The organism is Methanosarcina vacuolata Z-761, from assembly GCF_000969905.1.
Taxonomy (GTDB): Archaea; Halobacteriota; Methanosarcinia; order Methanosarcinales; family Methanosarcinaceae; genus Methanosarcina; species Methanosarcina vacuolata.
This window is the reverse complement of record NZ_CP009520.1, coordinates 3,955,286-3,979,431: the sequence shown is the minus strand read 5'-3', so window position 1 is coordinate 3,979,431 and position 24,146 is coordinate 3,955,286. Positions and strand designations below refer to the sequence as shown.

The 24,146-nt window shown below is 34.9% G+C and carries 29 protein-coding genes and 1 pseudogene; 24 read left to right on the top strand and 6 right to left on the bottom strand.

What is annotated here, in order from left to right; genetic code table 11:
- Positions 1 to 65: 65 nt before the first annotated feature.
- Both MSVAZ_RS16340 and MSVAZ_RS16335 read right to left on the bottom strand, forming a co-directional pair.
- Positions 66 to 1,265: a hypothetical protein gene (locus MSVAZ_RS16340; protein ID WP_048122692.1), complete on the bottom strand. Its 1,200-nt coding sequence runs from the start codon at positions 1,263 to 1,265 to the stop codon at positions 66 to 68.
- 180 nt (positions 1,266 to 1,445) lie between these two features.
- A complete protein-coding gene (locus MSVAZ_RS16335) occupies positions 1,446 to 1,958 on the bottom strand; it encodes a hypothetical protein (protein WP_048122690.1) in 513 nt (170 codons plus the stop codon).
- A 445-nt stretch (positions 1,959 to 2,403) separates the two neighbouring features.
- On the opposite strand from MSVAZ_RS16335, the gene MSVAZ_RS16330 reads away from it, so the two are divergent.
- The gene (locus MSVAZ_RS16330; protein ID WP_048122689.1) at positions 2,404 to 2,640 is read left to right on the top strand and encodes a DUF7557 family protein; all 237 of its coding nucleotides are present in this window, start codon (positions 2,404 to 2,406) and stop codon (positions 2,638 to 2,640) included.
- On the top strand, positions 2,640 to 2,903 hold the full coding sequence (locus tag MSVAZ_RS16325) for a type II toxin-antitoxin system RelE family toxin (protein WP_048122688.1): 264 nt from the start codon (positions 2,640 to 2,642) through the stop codon (positions 2,901 to 2,903). The genes MSVAZ_RS16330 and MSVAZ_RS16325 overlap by 1 nt, the downstream gene beginning before the upstream one ends.
- Positions 2,904 to 3,007: 104 nt before the next feature.
- On the opposite strand, the gene MSVAZ_RS21615 is transcribed toward MSVAZ_RS16325, so the two are convergent.
- On the bottom strand, positions 3,008 to 3,139 hold the full coding sequence (locus MSVAZ_RS21615) for a hypothetical protein (RefSeq protein WP_269746784.1): 132 nt from the start codon (positions 3,137 to 3,139) through the stop codon (positions 3,008 to 3,010).
- Positions 3,140 to 3,218: 79 nt separating this feature from the next.
- A complete protein-coding gene (locus tag MSVAZ_RS16320) occupies positions 3,219 to 3,599 on the bottom strand; it encodes a lamin tail domain-containing protein (RefSeq protein WP_048122687.1) in 381 nt (126 codons plus the stop codon).
- A gap of 500 nt (positions 3,600 to 4,099) precedes the next feature.
- On the opposite strand from MSVAZ_RS16320, the gene MSVAZ_RS16315 reads away from it, so the two are divergent.
- From MSVAZ_RS16315 to MSVAZ_RS16305, 3 genes are all read left to right on the top strand, one after another.
- Complete coding sequence (locus tag MSVAZ_RS16315) at positions 4,100 to 4,303, top strand: hypothetical protein (RefSeq protein WP_048122686.1); 204 nt, start codon at positions 4,100 to 4,102, stop codon at positions 4,301 to 4,303.
- Between the two features lies 1 nt (position 4,304).
- Positions 4,305 to 4,520, top strand: a complete 216-nt coding sequence (locus MSVAZ_RS16310) for a type II toxin-antitoxin system RelE family toxin (protein ID WP_048122683.1) — start codon at positions 4,305 to 4,307, stop codon at positions 4,518 to 4,520.
- Between the two features lie 226 nt (positions 4,521 to 4,746).
- The gene (locus MSVAZ_RS16305) at positions 4,747 to 7,548 is read left to right on the top strand and encodes an nSTAND3 domain-containing NTPase (protein ID WP_198146759.1); all 2,802 of its coding nucleotides are present in this window, start codon (positions 4,747 to 4,749) and stop codon (positions 7,546 to 7,548) included.
- A 168-nt stretch (positions 7,549 to 7,716) separates the two neighbouring features.
- Here MSVAZ_RS16305 and MSVAZ_RS21610 read toward each other — a convergent pair whose 3' ends face one another.
- Positions 7,717 to 7,851 carry a hypothetical protein gene (locus MSVAZ_RS21610; RefSeq protein ID WP_269746783.1) on the bottom strand — a complete coding sequence of 45 codons (135 nt, stop codon included), beginning with the start codon at positions 7,849 to 7,851 and terminating at the stop codon, positions 7,717 to 7,719.
- A gap of 239 nt (positions 7,852 to 8,090) precedes the next feature.
- Positions 8,091 to 9,568 (bottom strand): annotated as a pseudogene (locus MSVAZ_RS21960) (IS1634 family transposase); the annotation flags it as partial.
- A gap of 261 nt (positions 9,569 to 9,829) precedes the next feature.
- On the opposite strand from MSVAZ_RS21960, the gene MSVAZ_RS16295 reads away from it, so the two are divergent.
- From MSVAZ_RS16295 to MSVAZ_RS16205, 19 genes are all read left to right on the top strand, one after another.
- Complete coding sequence (locus MSVAZ_RS16295; RefSeq protein ID WP_084626252.1) at positions 9,830 to 10,690, top strand: transglutaminase-like domain-containing protein; 861 nt, start codon at positions 9,830 to 9,832, stop codon at positions 10,688 to 10,690.
- A 267-nt stretch (positions 10,691 to 10,957) separates the two neighbouring features.
- On the top strand, positions 10,958 to 11,395 hold the full coding sequence (locus tag MSVAZ_RS16290; RefSeq protein WP_048122677.1) for a hypothetical protein: 438 nt from the start codon (positions 10,958 to 10,960) through the stop codon (positions 11,393 to 11,395).
- Between the two features lie 718 nt (positions 11,396 to 12,113).
- Positions 12,114 to 12,344, top strand: coding sequence for a gas vesicle protein GvpA (gene gvpA / locus MSVAZ_RS16285; protein ID WP_048122675.1), 231 nt, complete (start codon positions 12,114 to 12,116; stop codon positions 12,342 to 12,344).
- 36 nt (positions 12,345 to 12,380) lie between these two features.
- Positions 12,381 to 12,611: a gas vesicle protein GvpA gene (gvpA, locus tag MSVAZ_RS16280; protein WP_048122675.1), complete on the top strand. Its 231-nt coding sequence runs from the start codon at positions 12,381 to 12,383 to the stop codon at positions 12,609 to 12,611.
- Positions 12,612 to 12,645: 34 nt separating this feature from the next.
- The gene (gene gvpA / locus MSVAZ_RS16275) at positions 12,646 to 12,876 is read left to right on the top strand and encodes a gas vesicle protein GvpA (protein ID WP_048122673.1); all 231 of its coding nucleotides are present in this window, start codon (positions 12,646 to 12,648) and stop codon (positions 12,874 to 12,876) included.
- A 549-nt stretch (positions 12,877 to 13,425) separates the two neighbouring features.
- A complete protein-coding gene (locus tag MSVAZ_RS16270) occupies positions 13,426 to 13,737 on the top strand; it encodes a hypothetical protein (RefSeq protein ID WP_048122671.1) in 312 nt (103 codons plus the stop codon).
- Positions 13,738 to 14,439: 702 nt separating this feature from the next.
- The gene (gene gvpN / locus MSVAZ_RS16265; RefSeq protein WP_048122669.1) at positions 14,440 to 15,819 is read left to right on the top strand and encodes a gas vesicle protein GvpN; all 1,380 of its coding nucleotides are present in this window, start codon (positions 14,440 to 14,442) and stop codon (positions 15,817 to 15,819) included.
- Positions 15,820 to 16,039: 220 nt separating this feature from the next.
- Positions 16,040 to 16,336: a gas vesicle protein GvpO gene (gene gvpO, locus MSVAZ_RS16260; RefSeq protein WP_048122667.1), complete on the top strand. Its 297-nt coding sequence runs from the start codon at positions 16,040 to 16,042 to the stop codon at positions 16,334 to 16,336.
- A gap of 364 nt (positions 16,337 to 16,700) precedes the next feature.
- Complete coding sequence (locus MSVAZ_RS16255; protein WP_048122665.1) at positions 16,701 to 17,360, top strand: GvpL/GvpF family gas vesicle protein; 660 nt, start codon at positions 16,701 to 16,703, stop codon at positions 17,358 to 17,360.
- Positions 17,360 to 17,641, top strand: a complete 282-nt coding sequence (locus tag MSVAZ_RS16250; RefSeq protein WP_232316137.1) for a gas vesicle protein GvpG — start codon at positions 17,360 to 17,362, stop codon at positions 17,639 to 17,641. Before MSVAZ_RS16255 ends, MSVAZ_RS16250 begins: the two co-directional genes overlap by 1 nt.
- Positions 17,616 to 17,924 carry a hypothetical protein gene (locus MSVAZ_RS16245; protein ID WP_157206117.1) on the top strand — a complete coding sequence of 103 codons (309 nt, stop codon included), beginning with the start codon at positions 17,616 to 17,618 and terminating at the stop codon, positions 17,922 to 17,924. The genes MSVAZ_RS16250 and MSVAZ_RS16245 overlap by 26 nt, the downstream gene beginning before the upstream one ends.
- 293 nt (positions 17,925 to 18,217) lie before the next feature.
- Positions 18,218 to 18,628, top strand: a complete 411-nt coding sequence (gene gvpJ / locus MSVAZ_RS21955; protein ID WP_048122661.1) for a gas vesicle protein — start codon at positions 18,218 to 18,220, stop codon at positions 18,626 to 18,628.
- An 89-nt stretch (positions 18,629 to 18,717) separates the two neighbouring features.
- Positions 18,718 to 19,386 (top strand): Hsp20/alpha crystallin family protein, encoded by a 669-nt coding sequence (locus tag MSVAZ_RS19015; RefSeq protein ID WP_052728013.1) that lies wholly within the window; start codon positions 18,718 to 18,720, stop codon positions 19,384 to 19,386.
- Positions 19,370 to 19,741: a gas vesicle protein K gene (locus MSVAZ_RS16230; protein WP_048122659.1), complete on the top strand. Its 372-nt coding sequence runs from the start codon at positions 19,370 to 19,372 to the stop codon at positions 19,739 to 19,741. Before MSVAZ_RS19015 ends, MSVAZ_RS16230 begins: the two co-directional genes overlap by 17 nt.
- A gap of 300 nt (positions 19,742 to 20,041) precedes the next feature.
- On the top strand, positions 20,042 to 20,845 hold the full coding sequence (locus MSVAZ_RS16225) for a GvpL/GvpF family gas vesicle protein (RefSeq protein ID WP_048122657.1): 804 nt from the start codon (positions 20,042 to 20,044) through the stop codon (positions 20,843 to 20,845).
- Positions 20,842 to 21,387 (top strand): gas vesicle protein, encoded by a 546-nt coding sequence (locus tag MSVAZ_RS19795; protein ID WP_084626175.1) that lies wholly within the window; start codon positions 20,842 to 20,844, stop codon positions 21,385 to 21,387. Before MSVAZ_RS16225 ends, MSVAZ_RS19795 begins: the two co-directional genes overlap by 4 nt.
- A gap of 877 nt (positions 21,388 to 22,264) precedes the next feature.
- Complete coding sequence (locus MSVAZ_RS16215; RefSeq protein ID WP_048122654.1) at positions 22,265 to 22,633, top strand: PadR family transcriptional regulator; 369 nt, start codon at positions 22,265 to 22,267, stop codon at positions 22,631 to 22,633.
- 101 nt (positions 22,634 to 22,734) lie between these two features.
- Positions 22,735 to 23,325, top strand: coding sequence for a hypothetical protein (locus MSVAZ_RS16210; RefSeq protein ID WP_048122646.1), 591 nt, complete (start codon positions 22,735 to 22,737; stop codon positions 23,323 to 23,325).
- Positions 23,326 to 23,558: 233 nt separating this feature from the next.
- The gene (locus MSVAZ_RS16205; RefSeq protein WP_048122643.1) at positions 23,559 to 23,999 is read left to right on the top strand and encodes a DUF2267 domain-containing protein; all 441 of its coding nucleotides are present in this window, start codon (positions 23,559 to 23,561) and stop codon (positions 23,997 to 23,999) included.
- The last annotated feature ends 147 nt before the right edge of the window (positions 24,000 to 24,146 follow it).

Genomic DNA, 24,146 nt, shown 5'->3' with positions numbered 1-24,146 from the left:
TATAGTTGGAAAACTATAGCTGTAAATCAACCAAATTATATTGCCTATCCGAATTTCTCCATTCATTACTGAGATACGGGTGAAACGGAATCTCCAGTTACGTATTCCATAAATCCATCTGCAACATATGAAACCGGTTTCCCGTCAATTTCTCCATTGACGTGGTAAGTTCCAATCATCTCCCAGATTACACGATATTTAAGTGTCACGTTTCCATTTTCATCAATTGTTGGTACAGATACTGGAAGTGGAGTAGAATGTTCCGAGGTGGTTGTAAACTCTATATTTAGACGATCACCAGAATCGGATGAGACAAGTATATCTGTGTTAAGAGGCAGAGGGAACGAACCTGCCGGCATATAAGCACCTAAGTATGGCATCGGAACGGGCTCATTGACATATATAAAGTTCGAATGCATGATTTGGATCTCCTTATCATTAAAAGTAGCAGCGATTTCCCTGTTCTTCCATATGTTCAAGACCGATCTTAATGATTGAGTATATCCAGCATCGGTGATGTTCCCAAAGTTAATTGAATATTTTCCGACATCATTTCCATTCAAACCATTCTTGGTCTGAGTAACCTGACCCCAGTCCCATCCAAGATCATCTCCCCAAGACCAGTATCCCCAGTTGTGATCATGGTAACCTCTTTCGTTTTTCAGGATATATTTTTTCCCATTAACAGAAAGTTCTCCGTTGACCTTCATTTTTGATGAAGCTACTATCCAGTTGATAACTTCTCCCGGTACTGTAGAGAAACCAGAAGCATTAAACTCTGGGGACGGCTCTACCTCCGGTTTAAATAATGCATCGAAGACCGTAGATCCGTCATCGGATTCTACGTGCACAGAATATCCCTCTGGAGTCAGCCTGACCGTACTATTAGCTATCGTAACATTTGGCGTTTGAGAAGAGTATTCTGCAATACCTATTGGATATGATCCAAAAGAGGCATTGGAATTCTCGTCGCCAGTATCATAACCAAGAAGAACAGAAGAGGAATTAAAGACCCCATTTAATTTAAATGTACAGATGATTGAAAGGTTCTGTTCTTCATCTATTACATTGAAGTAATGCCACTCATTGTATAGGGGCATCATACTACTGTCTGTCGGAGGATGAAAAACATCAACCGTTGAAAGTTCTCCTATCAAACTATTATTCTGGCTATTATTCTGGCATGCACCAAGAGCAACCCCTGAAACTGCCAGAAGTGAAAAAAGTACAAAAATTACCGGTTTTAATATCTCTTTAATTTTCATTAATCACACCACTATGTACAAAACCTTTTTTCTTCACTTGCAACAAAAAGTTGATTTTAAGAAATTCCGATTTCATACAGCCATACATGTGATAGATTATAAAAGTGTTATTAAATTAACTTAAAATTGTATTGTTTCATATATTTCTTCACAGGTTCTTTCTTCAAAAAAGAAATATGTTTATGTTATTCCTGCTAACTCAGATGCTTTCTTAAGATGATCTGTACCGGAATCGCGAAATGTTCTGGCCTTTTGGAAATTTTCAGCTCCTATAGTACCGTTTTTCGCTTCATTTGCTCCCTGCAACAATGACTGGCCTGCAGAGTTATAGTCCTGAAGAGCCGCTCTCCATTCTTTCTGCGCATCCTGGAGTTTGGAAGATACGGTATATTGATCATTTTCATCCATGGCGTTCTGAGTATCATTTACTATTTTTTCGGCGTAATCTGCGAGTGTGGTATAATCAGAAGTGTTTGCAGCGCTGGATACACCGTTCAGATCTGCATTAAGTATCTTCAAATGCTTCTGGACATTAGCTGCCCATGCAATATCCTGGGATACGGACTTAAGAGGATTTTTCAGTGAGTTTGATTGAGCCTGAGAAACATTTTCTTCGTTTTGTGACCCGGCTAAAACCCCGACAAACAGTGCAACTAGCAAAATAAACAATGCGATGTAGATGTATTTTTTCATATACACTCCCTTAAAAGTTCATCTGTAACAATAAAGATTTAGAGGAGAGGTATTATAAGTTATGTTATGGTTATGTTTTTCTGATATAAGTTCTGGAAAAATCTTTTTGAGAAAGCGGGGTATATCGAGAGTTATAAATCAGGAATAATCTTCTATTAAATATTTTTTATTATGATTTTACCCAACTTCATTAAATCTTCTTATTGCGCCGTTCATATTATGTTCAAGTTCTTCAGCTTCAAAAACGTCGAAGTCAAGCAGATTGAAGTGCCTGGGGAGAAAAAAGTGGTGGAAATTTTGGTGACTGTTTTAAGGCCTATAATAATTCCATCATAACTGTTGTAACACTAAAAGGACAGAGAATCTATTTAATTTTAGATAACTTTGATACACAACCTATTGAGCTAAAAACGTTTATAATCTATAGTATCCTATAGGATAGTATATGGCTGCTACAACTACAGTTTGCCTTGAACCTAGAGTAAAAGAGATGCTTAATGGCTTGAAAACCCACCGAGAAGAATCTTATAATTCTGTTATCGAAAGGATCGCAACTATGGCTTATGATAGTGAGCCCTTGACAGACAGTGAAATTAAAGGAATTGAAGAAAGCCTGAAGGACATAAAAGCAGGAAGATACTATAGCGAAGATGAAGCAAAGAAAATGTTAGGTATAGACTAATGTACACTGTTCAGTATACTTCACGCGCTATTAAGGATATCAATAAACTGCCACCTGAAGCTAGAAAAAGAATTTTTGATGCGATTACTGAGATTAAGGAAAAACCTTACTCACATGTCAAGAAATTAAAAACATCTCCTGATTCACCTATCTATTCTTTGAGAGTAGGAGAATATCGAGTACTGTTGAATATTACACGGTCACAGCTTATTATTTTTGTAATCGGAGCTGGATATCTCAGCACAGTTTACAGAAAATTTTAACTAAAATCACTGAATAGGAAATTAGGTTCTGATAAAAAACAGGTCTTGTTACAATATTATGTCTGAACTGTTTTTCAGCGAAGGACAGACCTGTATCGTTTCTCTTATATGCTCCATAGCCCTTTCAACTGTTTTTCCCTGAGTATAGCAACCCGGTATGTCAGGAACTTTTTGCAATATATCCCGTCTTCGTCCTGCTCGATCAGAAACGTATAATTCAGGCTCTTGCCTTCCAATCTTTACCGGAATTTCAGTGAAGTATTTTTAAGTTCTGGGATTAGCTCATATAATAAAAAAGAAGAAATGAGGCAATCCTCATTTCTTTACAGTTTTCGAAGAAACCAATTTTCCTTGAGCATTATACAAATACGCCGTATCTCCGTCATTATTCCAAATATAGGAGTACTTATTCCAATACAACGTGCTTCCAGAGTTTCTACCCTTTCCGCTTCTGAGAGTTACCGAAGCTTTAGATTTTAATTTGTATGAAGAAAAAGTGTAGGTATGCTTTGCACCCTTGTCCTTAATTTTCCAACCTTTCAGATTTACTGATGTTGTTCCTTTATTTGTAATTTTAACATACTCTTGATTCGGCTGTTCACCACGAGCTCCAACATATAAAGCACTTATATAAACCGAGGTTGTAGAACCACTTACCTTTTCAGTGGCACCCAAAGCAAAAGGAACGGTACCCAAAATTAAACAAATAGCCAAAAAGATAACAAATGTTTTGTTTTTTATCGTATTAATGCCTCCAATATCTACTCACTGTTTTATAATGTTGGAGAGTAACTTTTGAATAGTGTATATCTCTTCCGATTAAACCCAAAGAAATAAAATTTATATTTCAAGAAATATCCAAAGTTTGGTGTATGTAATCATATTTAGCATACGTGATCAAAGTCACATTTGAGCCTTCGATGGCAATTCACTGGTTAGTTTAGCTACGGCTTCGAAGAACCAAAATAAGTACAACCTTACTGCCTAAGATAATGATGGGATCTACAGTCAAAAAAGGTTGAGGTAAAAAGTACTTTCATAAAAGTACTTTCATTTCTTTGTGCCTGTTATTCAAAGAATTTCATGTTCGTTTAGTTTAGGAAGTATGATTTTCTACCATTAAGATAAACCTTGAAAGAAAAACAGGTATACCAAGAAAGCATACTTATAAATGAGATTCATATTAACCATTTATTATGGCTGAGGCTGATTTTGAGGAGAAAGTAATAAAGGAACTCGATTCTATCAAAAAACAACTGACAGACATAAGAGAACATATGGTGGACGTAGACTGTATACTCACTGATAAGGAAAGAAAGCTCGTAGATAAAAGCTATGAGCACCAGAAAAAAGAAAAACTGATTTCCCTTTCGGAGTTCAAGAAAGAACTGGGAATCTAATATGTTTGAAATTTTTCTGGACACGCCTGCAAAGAATTTCATCAAAAAACTCGATTCCAAAAACAGCCAGAGAATCATCAAAGCCATTGAAAAACTTGCTGAAGACCCTATTCCTCATGATGCTAAAAGAATCTACGGCATCAGCGAAAAGCTTTTTAGAATAAGAGTTGGGGATTTCAGGATTCTCTATCGGATTGACTATAAGAGATTATCATAATTATAGTCAGCGTCGATTCGAGAAAGAGAGTGTATCGAGACTTCTAAATTTAAAAGCAACCTGTTTTTAAATCACTTTTTTATTATATTTCGAATATAACTTACCAAATTCTTCGATTAGGTGGCTATTTTGAAGTTTATATTAAGAAACAGTGAAAAATCGTAACGTTTTAGAAGTAGTATTTCTCATTTGATATTAATTTGTAAACAAAATAATGGTGCTCTATATGTCAGACTCTATAAGAGCTTTAGCTAGCAGCATGGTTTCAAGAAAAATTTCCGGTACTGATCCGTATATATTATTTCTCGGTGCTGGAGCATCAATAAGTTCTGGATGCTCAAGAATGGTGCAAATTGTTGATGACGTTTTGGAACAACATGCTAAGTCAGAGTTTGATATATGGGAAAAAGAGATTAAAGACGCCACCCAAAAAGAGGAAAGATTCGGAGAGCTCTTAAGAAATGAGATAAACAAAGAGAAACGTACCCGTTTTTTTGAAATATGGAGCTTATTAGATCACGATAACCAATATTCAATACTTAGAAAACATCTATGGGAAGACAAAATTCCTTCAGAAGGATATGATAGCCTAGTTAAACTGATAAAAAAAGGCTTTATTAAGACAGTCCTTTCAACAAATTTGGATAATTTAATGGAAAAAGCCCTAAACAATTCAGGATATCAACCAGGTGATTTTATCATAGTTGTAAACGGGAGAGACAGACATGAAGAAATAGTGGATCAACTTAGTTCATCCCGTAATCCTCTGAAGATAGTTAAGTTACATGGTACTCTAGAATCACCAAAAAGTTATGCTTTTAGACAAGAGGAAATCTTTGATTTTGAAAAGGAAATAAAGCCAAATCTATCTCAATTAATTAACCAAAACCTAATTATTGTAGGGTATAGTGGACAAGACCGAGACATCGATTTGCTTTTTGAAGATGAAGGAAAAGAAATATATTTTGTAAAACCTTCAAAACCAGAAGCCGAAAGCAGAATTTGCCAGATACTAATAGTTCGCGGTAAAGGCAAAACAATAGATGGAAACGATGGAAAATTTGATACTTTTTTTGATAAATTATTGAAATATGTAGAACTTGAAGAAAAAAGAAGCAACGCTTCAGATTCGGAACCATCGATAGAAGGATTTTTAAGAAAGATTGGTTTTGCAAAGGAATTAGAAAACCCTCAAAGTCGTTATAAAAATTTAACATCTCTCTATGTAAAACCTACAGAGTATAATGATATATGTTCAAAGTTAGAAAAAGATCATGTAATATTCATAATTGGAGAGCCTCATTTAGGTAAGACATTTACTGCAATCCATCTGCTTTGGGAATATTATCAAAAAGATTATGAAACACTGCATATAAGACACGATAATCTAATAACACTGCTTCATGAAAACGAAGGAAGCCTTAAAAAGCTTCTTTTATTCTTAATATCTTCTAAACAGGGAAATCCTGTGATCATTCATTTTGATGATCCCTTTGGCGAAACGATGGAGCGTAGAACAAATGATTTTGCCAAAGGACTAAGTGAGTTTTTGATTTTATCTAAGCAGTATGAGCATTTGAGAATTATTGTAACCACTAGATTGAATATTTTTAGAGAAGCTCTGGCTGAACAAGATTGCCAAGACATTGAAGAACTTGAAAAAGATCTGAGAGTCCATACTTCGTATAAATCAGAAGTTCTTGTAGATATACTACATAGGTATACTCAGTTTTACAAACCTCTTTGGTCAACTGACGAAAAAGTAGTTTGGGTACTAGATGAAAAGTTACCTGAAATGCTTCCAGCTCCCCACAACATAGAATTCTTTGTAAGAACTTCAGAAAGACTTACTTCTTTAGAAGAAGTGCTTCAGCATGTAGAGAAATCCAAAGAAATGATAAGGGCATTGGGAGAATGGATGGCTAGCTTATCTGACCATGAACAAATTTTCCTATTGTGGGTAGAGGTCCAATCAACCTCAAACATACTCTTTATAAATGATTCTGTATCTAAAGTAAATATTGAAGACGCCTATAGAGAGACTTTAGCGTTTCTATATAAAAAAAAGTACATATTTAGTATTCCTCCTAGTTCATTTTCAGTTGACAAAGATAAGTTTGATATGATACTTTTGGAAAGTAGAGAAAAAAATTCAGAAATAGATAAATTTGACTTTGTTCACCCTTCTTACCATGAAGCTTTTTGGTACGCCATAAAAAAGGAGTCAAGATTGCTTCATTGGTGGGCAACATTAAAAGAAAATTTAACAAATGTATTGGATGACTTAGATAATAAACTGGATCTTGTTCAGTTACGTATAATTGAGAATTATGGAACAGTAAATAGAGATTTGGATAAGTTACTACTTATCTCAGCAGAAAGTGAAGACATTGACGAAAAGGCCATAGCCCTTGAACACATGATAAGAAGAGTCGAAGTGTTTGGAGAATCTCCGTTATTTTATTCTTGTGTGGAGGCTGTAATTTCATCAGAAGATCCAAAACACAGAGCAATATTTGTAAATTCACTTGATAAATGCTTTAGTTTGTTGCCTCCAAAAATCATAGACAAATCAATGTTGCTTCTAGTTGATGAAGAAGAAGAAATTCAAATGAAATTTTTGGAATTGTATTCAAATAATATTAGTATAATTCATAACTTGAGAACTAATAGTGAATTTAAAATATATTCATTGGTGGAAAAATTACAATTAGTTGAACTGTTAAGTAAATATAGAGATAAGAGAGAAATTGAAATAGAACTAATAGATAATTTCCTTCAGATAACTCAGCCTGAATTTGAAGCAATATTTGAAAACAATCCAATTCTTGGTAATCATTTATTACGTTTTGCTTACAATAATATTGGCAAACTGCGCGATGACCTATCTTCTGAACAAAAAGTAAATATCCTAAATATTAAAAAATATATCGAAAAAAATGAAAAGGCTAGACCTTTATTCAAACATTTGATAGTAAAATATGGAGGTGCTGAACAAACATATAGAGCAGTTCAACTCGATGATTAAAATATTAATTTTTTCCTAACCTTAATTCATCATCCCACTTTCTGCAGTAAATTTTCAGATCTCATGATTTTTCCTATCTCAGTTTTTAATTAAACGCGGGTTTATTGGACTCTTATGCAGCAGGCAAAAGCACCTATGTAGTGTATTTATAACCTGACTTCCGCTTTTTTAAGCGCATAAATTCAATTTTTCCATAATTTCTTTTTGCTTTCTTGTGAGTTCTGTAACTATTACCTCTCCATTTTGCAGTTCTACTTTTCTGATCTTCTCAAGCTCTAAAACCTGCTTTCGGCAGGTCGACATAAAAATCCATTCAATTTTTCTATTGATATCGTTTTTTTCAGAACTTTTGAATTTCCATTTAAATCAAAAATTACTAAATGTTAACCATGATATAATTAATATATATTTATAGTAATTGAGATAAAAGACAAACCCTGCTATATACATAGTCCGTATGATACTGGTTATTAACTGAACCTACAAAAAATAACAATTAAAGATATTTCAATGTTGGGATGTGCTTGCTGCCGAATGTAGGCTAAAAGTAAACTCTCTACTGTATAATCCTCAATAATTTTTGTTTCCTTCATCATACTCAGTAGCTTCATTCTAATAATTAGTCCGATAAAGCAGACAAAAATGAATCCCTTTGTTGTTGAATCTTTGTTTGTGTTTAGTGGAAGCGACTGAATATCATTTTTCATTACTTTGAATCCTTTCTCAACAATATCTCTTTCTCTGTAGTAAGTGAGACATTCTACCCAATCACGTTCTCCATAATAAAAAAGGAAAAACTTCCCCATTCTGTTTATTCTCTGCGATACTGCATTTTTCTTGATATTGATTTTGAAATGGTCATCTATCTTTTTCCACGAATAGAAACTTGCCATTTCCCTTGCTCTCTCTTTGAACACCTCTGCCGCATTTCTCCATCCTGGTATTGCTGTTTCTTCCAGTTTTTCCTTCATATCATAAAGACGGGAGTAAAATGTGCTTTTTTCTTCCATTTCTCTCTTTGGATCATAGAAACAGTATCCATTGATCTTGAATTCCTTTTCCTCAAGAGTCACTGGCTTTACAAATATTGGTTTTTTGTGAAACTTATGAAGATATCCGGACTTTCGATGTCTTTTTGTACTGAACTCATAAGCTCTTTGACACTTTTAAGTGCCATTGTAGCTGGCATAATAAAAGGAATCTTTTCCTTTACTAATTCCTCAATGTTTCCCTTGCTGAAAAAGCCTCTATCCATTACCAGTGTATAGTTTTCCATTCCATGAGCTTCTATCTTTTTTAGAGTATTTTTAAGAGTTGTAACGTCTACAATACTTCCAGGATAGATGTCATACATCACCGGAATTCCTTTTTCCTTATCCACAATCATGGAGAGATTTATTTGAGGAAGATCGCAATTGTCTCTATTGTATCCGTATTCAAGAAGATTAATTAGTTGTGAGTAGCTCGATAAACTGGTAAGATCGTACATTAATGTGCGTTTTGTCCCAAGATTTCTAAACATTTTACCCATAAACATGGATGGAATGTCGCTATTACCTACTTTTGCAAGTAGATTACTGATGTTTTGACTTTTCAAGGGTAACTCAGGCCACTGGAGAGAAAGAACAGAATTCTCATACCAGGTTTTAAGGTTATACATAGCTGTAGGACGAATTACACGATTAAGTGCCATTGAAAGTATCATGTTCCTGTCTTTTTCATTGAACAGATCACCAAGATACTCTTCAATTTTGAGTTCTTCTACTATTTTCTGTAATGGAAGGAACTCACCATAGTTATAAGCATTTACAGGTTTGCTGGAAACGAAAGAAGTCTCATCTTGCACGATTTCATCGGAAGAGTTTAATGCGTCACGAACTCTAACAGGTTTACCGTTTATGTTTCTGCCAACATATTTGGATTTATGGCGAATTTGTTTCTTTTCCTTATCGTAATAAGGAATATCTTCGTACCAGTACTCAATTCCATTTATTTTCTTGATGCGGAGGATAGACTTCATGCGCTTATATAATAAGCGCATAATAGTATAGATAGTTTTTGAATTGTTGTTTGGAAATGAGTAAGTTAGTATGCATCTGCACACGAATTAAATGAGCAAAATAGGGATACAAAAAGTATGCGCTTAAAATTTGGGAATTAAGGTTACAAATTTATACTTTGCAGGTTTATAGCTACAAAATCTGCATTATAAATTAATACCTTCTTTGCACTGTATTTTATTTCAATTATATGTATCCAGGAAGTCGACAGAGTGATCAGGATGAACTATTTTAAATTTTTAAGTCTACTTCTTCTTTTTGCATTTGCTTCCGGATGTATATATCCTGACGCTACCGATAATATTCCTGTTGCAGGTCTAAACTCCGAAGATCTGGCAAAGGATTTACAGAATTTAACACCTAACGGAACGAATAACCCTTTGTATGATGAGACAGGATTGGAAGACCAGAATAAGACCGAAAAGAATGAGAGCACTGTATACCTGGTCGATTCGACGTCTTCTGAAATACCAGAGGTTCCTACTTATCATGAAGAAAAAACAAACGTCGTATATCCCAGGGAATACAGACTATTGTCCGTGAATCTCCAGAGAGGTATTGGGTCAGAAAATGAGAAAATCGCATCCGAAGTTTTCAATATAACTGGAAAGACCTCAGGATACAATATTAAAGACGCCTGTGATGTTTTTGATTACGTGAACAAGCATTGGGAGTATCGTTATGAAAAAAACGGCGAGTTTTTCTTTGATGCCTCTCAGACTATAAAAGAAGGTTATAAAGGAGACTGTGACGACTATTCCATAGTCATGTCTGCCCTTTTAAAAAATATGGGGTTCAATACAAGAGTCGTTACTGCAACAAACGAGAGCTACGGACACGCCTATCCTGAACTTTACATCGGAGACGACAAGGAAACTGCGTCTGAAATCCTCAGGTATTTACAGGGCAGATATTACTATGCTGAAAATATCTGGTACTCAGGAAGAGAACTTAAAGATGGGAAACTTCAGTACTGGCTGAATTTTGACTGGAGTGGGTCAAATGGATACAGACATCCTGGAGGCATATATTTTAAAGGAACAGAGGTAATTTATTACCCCAATGGACTAATCGAGTTATGAAATAGGAGATAAGTAAGGATTCCCAAAAAGAACCCTTTCTTAATATGTAAAAATTCATTTTTTCTTGCAACAGCTTAGAAAACAAACAAAAACGGGGAAAAAGTGTGTTCACTTCTTTTTCGTTTACAAAATCAAGTCTTAAAACTAAGTTTTTCTGATTAACTTTATATTCGTGTACCTCTACCCCTTTTAGGAAAGAATACTCAGGTCTGATAAAGCAACTCAGGTCTGATTATTTGAAAAAAGATTGTTAAGAGGGGGAATTTTATGGAAGTGAGCAATTACAGCGAACTCATAAGAGGAGATAGGGTACGGGCGAATACACCTCCTGAGATTAACCAGGCAATAGATACAGAGATAGCTGCAATGGTCAGGTTTTATGCAAGCAAAACCGACTATGAAATAGGCAAAAGGATTGAAGAACTTGATAAGGAGTGGGATATAGGACGCATTATGGAAATTCGCGCATCTACAGTTTCTTTAATTGGAATAATACTTGGCTTAAAAAGAAGCAAAATATGGCTTATTTTGCCTACAATGGCTTCAACCTTCCTGCTCATGTACGCTGTGCAGGGCTGGTGCCCTCCTGTATCTATACTAAGAAGATTTGGCTTTCGTACGAGACCGGAAATAGATCTGGAAAAATATGCACTTAAAGCTTTACGCAGAGATTCTGAAAAAATTGCACCTCAGGAGAGCAATTAAACAGCGCAAGTTTGAGAATTGAATCTTAATAAAGAGCTGGTCCCAAAACTCAAAATTGCTTCTCTGAATATCATATTCTGGATTATCAATTGAGCTCCAGACCCTGAATAATAATTTGGAAACTCTTTCTGATGTGGAAATAAAATTGGTTTTGGGATGAGCTCAAAGACAATTATCGATGTTGTCTTATCCAAGCTGACCACTTGCGAAAGTTAAACGCTGTGAACGTCACATAAATAATTATTTATAAGTGTAGAGTTATAAGTTACATGTTGGGAATTACCATCTAAGTTTTAATCTTTCATAAAACATAGAAAACGATTTTATACAATTTGAAAAAAATGTTATTTTTGAAATAAAATTTGTATAATAATTTAGAATATTTTTTTGAATAAAGCTAGTATGAAATTTAGAGTATTTTTTCATATAATATTTACACATTTATTTAATCTGTTTTTTAAAACAAAATATATTACATACTAAAGTATATAAAGAAGAGCAACTATAGTAAGGTATACCGTTATGGATTTACTCAATTAAAAACGAACAAAATTTGTATAGATTTAGAGACATGAGATTTTATCTTACTGGATTTTTTGGTATATAAAAAGGTAATTTTGAGTACAATTTATGCCAAAGTATGTCGCTTCCATCAGAGATGAAATCTTCTCTCTAACTAACAAATGCTAAAAATTAGAGTATGGATGGTGAGTAAATAATGGTATCACAGAGTCCAGACAGTTCCAGTCTAGCAGAAGTGCTTGACAGAATTCTCGATAAAGGTATAGTTGTTGACACATGGGCAAGAGTCTCACTTGTTGGCATTGAAATACTGGCTATTGAAGCAAGAGTTGTTGTCGCATCTGTTGACACTTTCCTGCACTATGCAGAAGAGATTACAAAAATCGAAATTGCTGCAAGAGAGGAAAAACCAGTAATTGCAGCATAATTTCTAAAAAAATAAAAAAAATCGAAAGTGGTAAAAATGGTATCACAGAGTCCAGACAGTTCCAGTCTAGCAGAAGTGCTTGACAGAATTCTCGATAAAGGTATAGTTGTTGACACATGGGCAAGAGTCTCACTTGTCGGCATTGAAATACTGGCTATTGAAGCAAGAGTTGTTGTCGCATCTGTTGACACTTTCCTGCACTATGCAGAAGAGATTACAAAAATAGAAATTGCTGCAAGAGAAGAAAAACCAGTCATTGCAGCATAATTTCTAAAAAATAGAAAAATTGGAAGTGATATAAATGGTTTCACAGAGTCCAGACTGTTCCAGTCTAGCAGAAGTGCTTGACAGAATTCTCGATAAAGGTATAGTTGTTGACACATGGGCAAGAGTCTCACTTGTTGGCATTGAAATACTGGCTATTGAAGCAAGAGTTGTTGTCGCATCTGTTGACACTTTCCTGCACTATGCAGAAGAGATTACAAAAATCGAAATTGCTGCAAGAGAGGAAAAACCAGTAATTGCAGCATAATTTCTAAAGAAATAAAAAGATTGTATCAAAACTTGACTCACTTTGATAATTGGATAATGAGCATTGTTGACCTTAAACTCAGACAAAAATGTACTCCAATTTCAGTTATAAATTAACCTTGTAGTAAGATGCTTTAATCCAATTGTAAAATCAAACATAGTTTTGAGACAGTTGACTAGTGGATTATTAGAACTTAGTTCCAGAATCTAGTGACGCATGTAAATAAAAGATAGTTATGTTTTTAAAACAGATTCCGAACTGTGTAACACTTTCTGTTAATTGATATCAGGAAGTGTTGAATATCAGGTTAATTAAGGACTAAGCCATCTTGAAAAAAAGAAAATGTCACTGAATTTAGTAATAGAGTCATTATTAAAGACCGGATACCACGAATTATAACTCTATTGCAAGATTCAGTGATAAAAAACAAGAATCAATAGATTCTGGAACTAAGCTAGCTATATTTGAATTAGAATGATAAAAACTTTTCTGCAAGATGTAGAAAAACAAACCACAAAAAAATATAGAAAAAGAAAAGGAAGTTAAAACATGCACAAAAGCGTTGCTGATCTAAACAGAGACATAAGTGCTAAGGCGCTAGAACAGAAAGAAGCAGTATCGATGATTAATTCTGCAATAATAAAGCTTCAGTCGGAAAGTAAGGAAAAAGCTGCCCAGATCAATGCTGGAGCCAGTCAGATCCAATCCGCAGTCGCAGAGATCAAGAAAGGAGTAGATGAAGAAATTAAACTCTTTGAACAAAAATCAAGCTGGATGAAAGATCAAGTCTGTAATCTGGAATCCGATATAAGTGGATTACAGAACGAAATTGATCTCTATACCAAAGAATTCTATGGATAATCTGTGGATGCAGAGAGTTTAAAAAGAATAGAAAATCCACTTGTATTCGGTTGGGATCCACACCAAAATAACAAATTCAATAACTCTACCTCAAGCGTATTATTTCAAAGCTTTTGGAGTTAATTACCAGACAACAAATTAGAGCATTGAGGAAGTTATTTTGTAATAGTCCCTTTAAGGAGAGTTTATCGACTCCAAAGTGAATACTCATAATAAAAGTATACTCTTTAGATTTGGTGATAAGCATTCTAAATATAAGAATATTTTCATTACACTCTAAAAGAGTTTTATCACTCTTTTACTTGTGTTATTACTCCAGAACTTACATTTTCTTATTTGCGTTTCCACAGATATAATTTACTGTTTTACACCCAATTTAAAGAGGATACAAATCATCCCCTGGTATTTCACGTCTTAACCGAAGACAATTTCAAAAGATCTGTGGCTCTTTGCGACTTTGCATGGGTAATAAAAAACTGTATAATTCATAGGTCATCGTTTGAGAGAAGATTGCCTGCAAGAAACAATGGAGAAACAGTCTTTTGAAATTTTATATTCATTATACTACTGATTGTTCGATCACACTTTCACAATATTAAATTTAGTAATTTTAAAACTGTGTTTTTTGCCTCAAAGCACAAGGTAATAGCCCGATATAAAACAAATATTGAAGACTGTAATTACAAAAAAGAGGAAAGAAAAATGAAATATAAAGCAACGCATCAGAGAATAGTAAGAGGTAAACCTATTCACAAAACTTTAGAGGAAACAAAACAGGAATCAGACACTGAGGACCTGAATCCCATAAAGGAACCACTTCCATATAGTGTAAATTTGAAAAACTGCTCTGAAGAAAAGAAGTACCTTGTTCCTGAAATGGAATATTTTATAAATAATACTGAAATCCAGAAATTAAGTGAAAGAATTAAATTGTGGATAAAAGTCGGATATCCCGTTCATTTAATTGGCCCTACAGGCTGTGGAAAAACAAGTCTTGCTGTACATATTGCAAAAGAAATTGGACGCCCTGTTATATGGATTAATGGGGATGAGTCACTTACAACAAAGGATCTCATAGGTGGATATGCTCAAATCAAGCAGGAATCTGTCAGAGATAATTATATTCATAATGTTTTTAAAAGTTCAGACATTATAAAGCCCGAGTGGATTGACAATCCTCTGGCTATTGCATGTAGATACGGATATACCCTCATATATAATGAGTTTTCCAGGGCAAAGCCAATTGCAAACAACGTTTTACTTTCGGTTTTTGAAGAAGGAATCCTTGAATTACCATCCAGGTTTGGTGGGGAAAAATACATCAAAGTGCATCCGGATTTCAGGGCAATTCTGACAAGTAATTCAATTGAATATGCAGGAGTTCACGTTCCTCAGGATGCTTTACTGGATCGAATGGTGGGCATATACATGGACTACTATAGCTTTGAAACCGAGGTCCAGATAGTAAAAGAACATACAGGCCTTCCGGAGAAAGACACTGAAAAAATTGTATCAATCATCCGGAAGATCAGGGACCAAACTGATGATGTCCAGAAACCTGGAATCAGGTCCGGCATTATGGTTGGAAAAGCTATGAAAAAACTGAACGGCAATACAAAAGATTATTTTGATCAATTGTTTGTCGATGTGATTGCAACTAAAACAAGTTCCAATGCAGAGCTTCTTAAGAAAGAGAAGATTGTAAATGAAGTTATTTTAGAGCTTAATTCAGAAAAAGAGAGTTCCAACGCTGAAATGCATGAGACCGATAAGTCCGTAGATAAAACAGCCCCAGAGATTAATAAGAAGCAAGATCCGGTACCGGTGATCAAGGCAGAAAAAACTGTAAGTAAAACAGCTCCTGCGGTTAATAAGAAGCAAGATCCAGCACCGGTGATCAAGACAGAAAAAACCGTAAGCAAACCAGCTCCTGCGGTTGATAAAAAGCAAGATCCAGCGCCGATGATCAAGACAGAAAAAACCGCAAGTAAAACAACCCCTGAAATTAATAAAAAACAAGATCCTGCAAAGGTAATCAAGAACGAGAAACTCGTAGATAAAGCAGTTTCAGAACTTGCATAAATGTTTTTGAAATTCCTGTGGGAACAAACAAGAATGCGCTGGCGCATCCGCAGTAAGCAAACGGGAATTTGATGAAATAAAAAAGGCGTATTTAAAATAAGGGACAAGAGACTTAAAAACGCACAGGCATATTCAAAATTCAGGGATAAAAGGCTCAGAATAAGTTTGGGAGAGTTGAGATGGAAACAAACAGGAAAAAACTGGAGAGAAAGGAGAAAAAATGAGCGCTAATGTTAAAGAAGATGGGATTAAGATAAATTCACTGATGGAAGAACTTAATAACGCAACATCATTGATCGAAAGCATTACTAGAAAAAAAGCTGAGGGGGTTGTAAGTATGTCCAGAGAAGAAGGTATACTTAAACTCCTGGTAGAGGTCCTTGAACGAAAATCAATTCCCGACTCGCAGGACATATTGAGCATTTATGAAATGAAACTTAACTCAAATATGGATATAATAGACTATAGTAAAATCGGAATGCGGCGAAGAAGTGATATGTTCACGCAAGAAGAATAACTATAAGCAAAATTCAATACATTTATCATCAATTAATAATTCATATACACAGGATATAATGTAAATTATAGAAAATTTCCTGTATATTTCGTATACTTTAATATAAATAGCGTAGTTTGTACATTTTGTATCTTGTCCGAGTACAAATGAGTCTGAAGATATAAATAAGTCTCAAGGTACAAATGAGTCTCAATAATCCCATTAAACCTGAATAATGAATATACTACAAAGGTAACTGAAGAAGATATAAGCACACGATGATTGTGTTATTGTAATTATGTAAAATAAATTCCGGTAAGTATATTAAACGAAGCTCCGAATAAATATTGGAAAATTGCTTTAGAAAGCCTGGAAGGAAGATTCGATGAAGAGTGCTCCTGAAAATAGTAAATATGTCTACTGCATAATCAAATCCCCCGAGGAAGCTATTAACTTTGGTAATATAGGTTTTCAAGGACATGAGGTATACACGCTGGATTGCAATGATTTTTGTCCTGTTGTAAGCAATGAACCCTTCAAAAAATACGAGATTGATGATGAAGAGGAAATAAGTATTCATCAAAATGTTGTCAATGAAGTAATGAAACATTACAGTATTATTCCGGTAGCTTATGGAATGATATTTAAAAACAAGAAATTGATCGAAGTATCCATGAGGGCTGGAAAAAAAGCTATTAAAAAAGCCATTACAATTGTGGATAATAAAGTTGAACTCGGGATAAAAATTTTTTTGCCAAAAGACGCTAAGATTGACAATCAAAAAATGGAACAATGTAAGTCCGAATCAACTGAAAGGCTTGAGGAAATAGCTTCCCATTCGAAAACTCTTAACCTTTTCAGTTCTCGTCTTTTGATGAATACTTCTTATCTTATAGATAAGGAAAAAGTTCAGGATTTCTCAGGTGAGGTTGAAAAGCTTAAACTAAAATATCCTGAGTATAAATTTCAATATAGTGGGCCCTGGCCTCCCTATAACTTTGTAGATATACATATTTTATCTAATAAAAAAGGTGGCTTCAGGTAATGTTTTTCTTTGATGATCTTTTTCTGAGGATGCTAGGAATTGAAATCCCTGGACTCGACCTTATTTCAAACATTGAAATAATAAAGGACTTTGCTTATAAGGAACTTTATAATGTTGATAAAATTAAAAACAAGATCAAGGAAAACCAAATGCTCTATGAGTTTGATGAGCTCTCAAGAGAAGAATATGAGGAAAGTAAAGCCGAGCTTATGAGACAACTAAAATTTGCAGAAAGAGTATTGGAGACGAATCTCAATGTCAGAACCGACATCTTGTCCTGATAAACCATTGCATGGAAAGGAAAAAGAGAATTCAAAATCGCTAACAACCGAAGAAAAACCTTCCAAGTTATTCAATTTTCTAAAATTACTTGAGGAAATGGAGACTCAAAATATCAGTCAAAAATCCGGATCTGGCACAACTAAAGGGCCTTTTAGCTCGAAAGCTGAGTATGGTTACAGTATCACGATTGATACAAAACCCAATGACTTCCATACTCTAAAAATTTACCCAAAACTTTTGACCAAGAGCCCTGTAACAAGCCACTTAAAAAGAAGAAAATAAGCATTTCATTTGTCTTCGGTGAAACGACTACGATCTATAAGGAATGAAGATTTTTCAATATCTTCGAGACTTTTGATTGATGACGGCCAGCTGTAGTTAGAACTAATGCCAGGTATAGAACTTACGCTCTGAAGTATAAAATCAATTATGATAAAGGTTATAGTTTTAATTTAAAATTAAAACAGTCAAAGGTTTGATGCTATTGATTTCTCAGTTCAATTGCGTAAGTTCCCGAGATATAAAAAAGTCCCTGAGATAATCAATTGAGGAAATACTATGAACGGAGGAATAATATGAGCAACGGAAGTGTTGTCAGGGAAACCGGCGGACTTGCGGATGTAATAGATAGGATTCTGGATAAAGGACTTGTACTGAATGCTGATATTTCAGTATCTATCGCAGGAACTGAGCTTCTTGGAGTTAAAATTACAGCTACTCTGGCATCCTTTGAAACCGCAGCAAAATATGGGCTCGAGTTCCCTTCAGGAACAAAGATTGATACCCCGGCCTGGGAGAAAGTACACGAAGCCCATGCTTATTGCCCGGAATGTGGAAATCGAAGGGAAGAAAAGCTTTTAATTGAAAAAGGGTGCCCAATCTGTGGATGGACAAGCCCACTTTCTAAGAAAAAACGTGCAATAATCCCTGCAAGTTACATTGAGATTGAGCAAGAAGGAAACTCCACACTTGAGGAGCAAAATTAACAGTATTAAACGTTGCTGCCAGTTCCGTATTTTATACAGCACACTTCCCTAAAAAAATTATAATTCGAGTAACTGGGAGAGATCTATCCATGGGTAATGATGATGAAAAGGATAACAAAGAGGAAGAAACAAAAAGTGATACAAAAGCTGAAGATCTAGAAACTAAAATCCAGGACCTGGGGAATAGAATTAAAGAACTTGAACAGAAACTTGAAGAAAAAGAAAACAGAGCTACAGATTATGAACATCCCAGCTTTGTAGAAGATATCGTGGGATCAATTCCGGGCTTCGGGAAAATTGTAAAGATCCTTGAGAATAGTTCCCCGGAATTCAGGCAGAGAATTGCTGAAACAGATATGGAAATAAAGCACAGGCTTGAAACCGGCTGGAGCAGCAAACCAGTAGTGAGCTATGGACTGTCCATAAGACCTATGCCCTCTAGAAATGAATCTTCTAAAAGTCCAGGTAGAGCTTCAAGAAATATAAAAAATGTAACCGTCGAAGCTCCAGAACCATCCGGACCGATTTTTGATGTATTTGAAAAACAGGATTCTGTTTATGTAATAGCTCAAATTCCTGATGTAGAAGAGAAGGACATAAACATAGAAATTCAAGGCGATACGCTGGATATTTCTGCCGGTGTCTATAGTAAGAAAATATCGTTGCCATGTAAATCGGGGTCCATCGAAGAGAAAAGCTACAAAAACGGGGTACTTCAGCTTAAGATAAAAAGGGAAAACAATGACAATCACAATTGATGAGGATAATTTAAAGAAGGGATTATTAGGCCTTGTTGTGGCTCTTGTTGAGATTATTCAGGACTTACTCGAAAAACAGGCATTATTGAGAATCGAAAATGAATCTTTGAGCGACGAAGAGATTGAAAGGCTAGGAGCGGCTCTTTCAGACTTGCATGAAGCACTTGAGAGAATAAAAGAGGATAACGCACTTGAGAATTGTGTTGCTTCTGTGCGGGAAGGACTTGATCAAGTTGTAGATGATGTAGTCGACAAATTCTTAAACCCAAGGTGGTGGGCTGAAGAAGTAAAAAATGGTGAACTACGCGACGACGAACATACTTTACCGATACTTGATTCTCAATACAGCCACTAAGGAATGATAAAAATATAACTTCAAATTTTCAGCTTGGAAATTAATCTATAGTTCCATTTCCCTAAATAATTATTTTTGGCAACAAAAATCTTTGATATTATATTTGAATCATTCCTAAAAGGACCTGAAGCCTATTGGAATTAACTCAATTTGGATCTGCATGACGACTTGAGGATGGTAAAAGCTAATAATGCATTTGAATTTGTGTTTATTCTGTGCGGGACGGACTTGATAAGGTAGTAGACGAGGTAATTGTAAAATTATTAAATCCAATAGGGTGGATTGAGGAAGCCGATTAAAATGAACGAAACAGAACAGGAAAACTGCCTTTATGTTTACTCGATTCTCAATACAGCTACTGAACAGAACCTGGGGACGATTGGGATTGATGACAATCCTGTGTATACAATTGTCTATAAAGACATTGCTGCAGCTGTGCATTTTTTAGAAAAGAAACCCGAACCAGCAAAGGATGAACAGCAAGCAAAAGAATGGGTATTCACTCATAACTATGCAATCGATAAGATGACTGAAAAATTTGGTACTTTGCTTCCATTTTCGTTTGGATGTGTCGCACTCGGGAATGACGAAACCATAAAATCCTGGCTGCAGAAAAATTATGAACCCTTTAAAAGTGAACTTGAGAAATTAAGTGGTACTGCAGAGTATTTAGTCCAAATTTTTTATGATCCAAAAATTCTTGCTGAAAAGGTCCTCAAAGACAGCCCTGAACTTCAAGAATTGAATACAAAGATTCAAGGAATGTCAAAAGGAAAAGGCTACATCCTTCAGAAGCAGTTTGATGTTCGGCGAGATCAGGCAATAACAAAGGAACTTTCAAAACTTGGAGCCGAATTTGGAAGAGCTATCCATGAGAATGTAAAAGAGACGGTTCCTGAAGAAAAAAAATCCAATGTTCCAGAGAAATTCAAAGGTAAAAAATCTGTGATTACACTTTCCTGTCTCGTTTCTAATGAAAATGTTGAAAATCTGGGGCAAGTTCTTGAACAAATAAACGAACATGAAGGTTTTGCAGTCAGGTTTACAGGACCCTGGTCACCTTATAGCTTTATTGATCTTAAAAAGGATTTTGAACATACATGATGCCGGAACGTGGAGAAGACTCCTTAGTGGAACTTCTTGATAGGTTACTTAACAAAGGACTCGTTTTAAACGCCGATGTTCTGATCACAGTTGCAGGTGTACCCCTGATAGGCTTGAGTCTCAGACTATTAGCTGCTGGAATTGAAACAATGCTTGAATACGGCATATTTGAACAGTTTGACCAGAGTACAAGAGCCTGGGCACTTGAACATAGAGTGACTTCGCCAACTCTTATGGCGGAAGAAGAAACGAAAATGAATTTTTTTGGTTCCTATTCTAAGGATCAGGGGAAAGCCTGGAATTATGGTTACATGTATTTGACAAATCGCAGAATTTTTGGCTGGCACAAGGCCTTTAATAAAATATTGTACGAAATCGCACTGAAAGATATACTGGAAGTCGTTCTAGTCACAAATGTTCACGAGGAAAAAGAAAGGAAAGAATTGTGTATCAAGATTAACAATAACAATGTCCTCTGGATACACGCTCCAGATATAGAAGATGTTCACGACGCACTTATAAGCAAAATTTATAGCGAATAGATTGGATGAATAATCGAAATGCTATGGATTAGAAAACCATTTCGATTTAAAAATTAATAAAAATAGAATTATATAGCCATAATTAAATGATAAATTTTCAAAGTTTGTAAAAATATTAACAAATTTAAAAAATTCATGGGATAAAAGATTATATATAGGATAGGTCAAATATATTTAAAGAAGTAGTATGCAACTTCAGGAACCTTCTTGTGACTTCCCGATAATCTAGATTGCAATATTGACCAATATTTGGAATTATAATAGAATAAGAAAACTTTAGACCGAATCAAGCAATTAGTCTGAATAAGCATGTAAATATATTAAGTGCATGAATAAAAGATATTAAAAAATGATGACTAAGAAAAAAAGTTTAGGAAAATATATTTAAAATGTGTGGGATCATGTGATCAGGCAGTTTATTAATTTTTCTGTAAAATCACAAATCTCAAGGATTCCCTGGAAAAAACATCACTTTTAAAGAATCTATAGATTATACAGTATAAAAAACGGTACTTTAAATTTACAGCAATTTCACTGCGCTACCCAGAACTGTATATAAAAATGAAATATTGAAGTCGCTCTAAACATCCAAAAACCAGGTGAGTAGGGCATATACTTACTAAAAATATTGCATCGACACAGAATCGTTCAAAAAAATGGAAAAAGAAAAAATAAAAAAAGTAATGCCGAACTTTGAATTATATCAGGAAAACAGAAACTTGAACCCCATCTATACACCAAAAAACATATGTTTCTGTCAAATTCGGGATGAAAAGTCGGTGTAATGGAAAATATGAAATTATCAGACCCGAGAATAATTTGACAATTAAATTACAGTATCGTATATGACAATTTTGGCATCGACTAAGGTGAAGCAATGGATCCTGAAAATGAGAAACATATAACTCAAGCCCGAGAATCGGATTCCCAAAATGTTTACATTGAAGACATATTAAAGAAGCATCTGAACGTTGCAGTACTTTCTACGATCAGGAATAATTCGATGTCTGGGCAAGATATTGCAAAGGAACTTTTTTTTAAACATCGTGTTTACATATCCCCTAGTGCAATATATTCTATATTGTATGCATTGAAAGATCAGAACTTGCTTGAAATCGATACTGTAAAAGGTGACCTGAGAACAAAATATTATGTTCCCACAGAAATAGGGAAACAGATAATCGATATAAGGTTAAGAGAATTTAAAGAAGCTCTTGAGTATTTTATAATTTGGATAGATGAATAGGCTGTATTAAAGTTCAAATTCATTATCATCAATTCAAAACCAATTCTATTAAAAATTTGACTAATATGTTTTTCTAACAGTTACTGATATAGCGTGGGAACATGAGAAAGCTTGTATATGTAAGAATTGTCCATACCTCTGCAGATATGGGTTCTTTAAGTAAAGAACTAACACAGGTAGCTATTTCTAAACTCGGCAGGGAAAAATGGGAAAATAATCAGAGGCTTATCGAAAAATTCTGGGATGAACTTGAAAAGGAAATTTTTGGGCTCAATCTAAATCTTGAGAATACTAGAATTTATCAGGACGGCTTGCCATGTGAAGGTGAAATGGGAATTAAAATTATTCACAATACAGCAGAGCTAGGAAGTAAAAATTATCAGATTATTGAAAAAATGGTGGCAAAGGGAGCCAGGATCATTGCCACTGAAAATCCTGAGCTTCTAATTGAAGAACGTAATTTGTTGCTTAATATGTTAAAAGTCTCTTCCACTTCCGAAAAGGAAGAGGCAAAAAAGAGATATATTGCTAAAAAAGATTTTTTGCTTGAACAAAGGGATGCATACATAGCTTCAAGGATAAACAAAACTCTGGAGAACGAAGAAACTGGAATTTTGTTCATCGGAGCTGAACACAACGTGATTCCAAAATTGGCTGATGACATAGAAGTTCTTGATTTGGTAAAGCATTGAAATACCTTGCTGGTCTGTAAAAATAGAGCTTTTTTCGGTTTTCTGATCCCGAAATCCGTCCATGACCCGGACTTCCTCTTCTAGTTTTGTTCTTAGATATTATTATATAAATACAACCCATAATTTATTCTTGCTAACGATATTCTTGCTAACGATATTCTTGCCTAATAATATTCTTGCTAACGATATTATTGCCTAACGATATTTGTTTTTAAGCTTTAGGGGGAGTTGAAATGACTACGGGAGTAAGGAATCTTGAAAACAGTATAGACTTAACCAATGTATGGCTCAGAGATATTCTGACCCAGTTGAAATGGCAGAGCAAGGATAGTGCATATCAGGCATTGAGGGGTACATTGCACGCTATCCGGGACAGGCTTCCGGTAGAAGAAGCAGTTGATCTTGCTTCACAGTTGCCCCTTATAATTAAAGGAATATATTATGACGGCTGGACTCTCAGGGATAAGCCCGAGAAATTCAAAAAAGAGGAGTTTGCAAGAAGAGTGCACGCACAGTTTGAGTTCGATGAGAATGTAAATCCGTCTGAAGTTATTCGGGCTGTCATGTGGGTCATGTACAGGCACATGGGAGAAGGCGAACTCCGGGATGTAAAATTCAATATGCCAAAAGAGATTCAGGAGTGGTTTCCGGAAGAAATCGCGCCGAAAGGATGAATACGCGTGAATTTAAACTGAAATTATTCTCCGGAATCCTTTTACCTTTTTATCTATTTCGGGTTTTTCTTCTTCCATCTTTTTCTTGTAAAGATGCTTTTTTAGATCCTTATAAAAATTACTCTACTTTTGTTTTCTCAAAATTTA

Bases quoted from the DNA above. Each gene is read 5' to 3' on its own strand.
- MSVAZ_RS16315 (WP_048122686.1), top strand. From the start codon at position 4,100: ATGGCTGAGGCTGATTTTGAGGAGAAAGTAATAAAGGAACTCGATTCT.
- MSVAZ_RS16250 (WP_232316137.1), top strand. From the start codon at position 17,360: ATGTTTTTCTTTGATGATCTTTTTCTGAGGATGCTAGGAATTGAAATC.
- MSVAZ_RS16255 (WP_048122665.1), top strand. From the start codon at position 16,701: ATGAAGAGTGCTCCTGAAAATAGTAAATATGTCTACTGCATAATCAAA.
- MSVAZ_RS16230 (WP_048122659.1), top strand. From the start codon at position 19,370: ATGACAATCACAATTGATGAGGATAATTTAAAGAAGGGATTATTAGGC.
- MSVAZ_RS16205 (WP_048122643.1), top strand. From the start codon at position 23,559: ATGACTACGGGAGTAAGGAATCTTGAAAACAGTATAGACTTAACCAAT.
- MSVAZ_RS16335 (WP_048122690.1), bottom strand. From the start codon at position 1,958: ATGAAAAAATACATCTACATCGCATTGTTTATTTTGCTAGTTGCACTG.
- gvpA (WP_048122673.1), top strand. From the start codon at position 12,646: ATGGTTTCACAGAGTCCAGACTGTTCCAGTCTAGCAGAAGTGCTTGAC.
- MSVAZ_RS16330 (WP_048122689.1), top strand. From the start codon at position 2,404: ATGGCTGCTACAACTACAGTTTGCCTTGAACCTAGAGTAAAAGAGATG.
- MSVAZ_RS16295 (WP_084626252.1), top strand. From the start codon at position 9,830: ATGAACTATTTTAAATTTTTAAGTCTACTTCTTCTTTTTGCATTTGCT.
- MSVAZ_RS16215 (WP_048122654.1), top strand. From the start codon at position 22,265: ATGGATCCTGAAAATGAGAAACATATAACTCAAGCCCGAGAATCGGAT.
- MSVAZ_RS16210 (WP_048122646.1), top strand. From the start codon at position 22,735: ATGAGAAAGCTTGTATATGTAAGAATTGTCCATACCTCTGCAGATATG.
- gvpJ (WP_048122661.1), top strand. From the start codon at position 18,218: ATGAGCAACGGAAGTGTTGTCAGGGAAACCGGCGGACTTGCGGATGTA.
- MSVAZ_RS21610 (WP_269746783.1), bottom strand. From the start codon at position 7,851: ATGTCGACCTGCCGAAAGCAGGTTTTAGAGCTTGAGAAGATCAGAAAA.
- MSVAZ_RS16290 (WP_048122677.1), top strand. From the start codon at position 10,958: ATGGAAGTGAGCAATTACAGCGAACTCATAAGAGGAGATAGGGTACGG.
- gvpN (WP_048122669.1), top strand. From the start codon at position 14,440: ATGAAATATAAAGCAACGCATCAGAGAATAGTAAGAGGTAAACCTATT.
- MSVAZ_RS16305 (WP_198146759.1), top strand. From the start codon at position 4,747: ATGTCAGACTCTATAAGAGCTTTAGCTAGCAGCATGGTTTCAAGAAAA.
- gvpA (WP_048122675.1), top strand. From the start codon at position 12,381: ATGGTATCACAGAGTCCAGACAGTTCCAGTCTAGCAGAAGTGCTTGAC.
- MSVAZ_RS16225 (WP_048122657.1), top strand. From the start codon at position 20,042: ATGAACGAAACAGAACAGGAAAACTGCCTTTATGTTTACTCGATTCTC.
- MSVAZ_RS19795 (WP_084626175.1), top strand. From the start codon at position 20,842: ATGATGCCGGAACGTGGAGAAGACTCCTTAGTGGAACTTCTTGATAGG.
- MSVAZ_RS16325 (WP_048122688.1), top strand. From the start codon at position 2,640: ATGTACACTGTTCAGTATACTTCACGCGCTATTAAGGATATCAATAAA.
- MSVAZ_RS16340 (WP_048122692.1), bottom strand. From the start codon at position 1,265: ATGAAAATTAAAGAGATATTAAAACCGGTAATTTTTGTACTTTTTTCA.
- MSVAZ_RS19015 (WP_052728013.1), top strand. From the start codon at position 18,718: ATGGGTAATGATGATGAAAAGGATAACAAAGAGGAAGAAACAAAAAGT.
- MSVAZ_RS16310 (WP_048122683.1), top strand. From the start codon at position 4,305: ATGTTTGAAATTTTTCTGGACACGCCTGCAAAGAATTTCATCAAAAAA.
- MSVAZ_RS16245 (WP_157206117.1), top strand. From the start codon at position 17,616: ATGTCAGAACCGACATCTTGTCCTGATAAACCATTGCATGGAAAGGAA.
- gvpO (WP_048122667.1), top strand. From the start codon at position 16,040: ATGAGCGCTAATGTTAAAGAAGATGGGATTAAGATAAATTCACTGATG.
- MSVAZ_RS16270 (WP_048122671.1), top strand. From the start codon at position 13,426: ATGCACAAAAGCGTTGCTGATCTAAACAGAGACATAAGTGCTAAGGCG.
- gvpA (WP_048122675.1), top strand. From the start codon at position 12,114: ATGGTATCACAGAGTCCAGACAGTTCCAGTCTAGCAGAAGTGCTTGAC.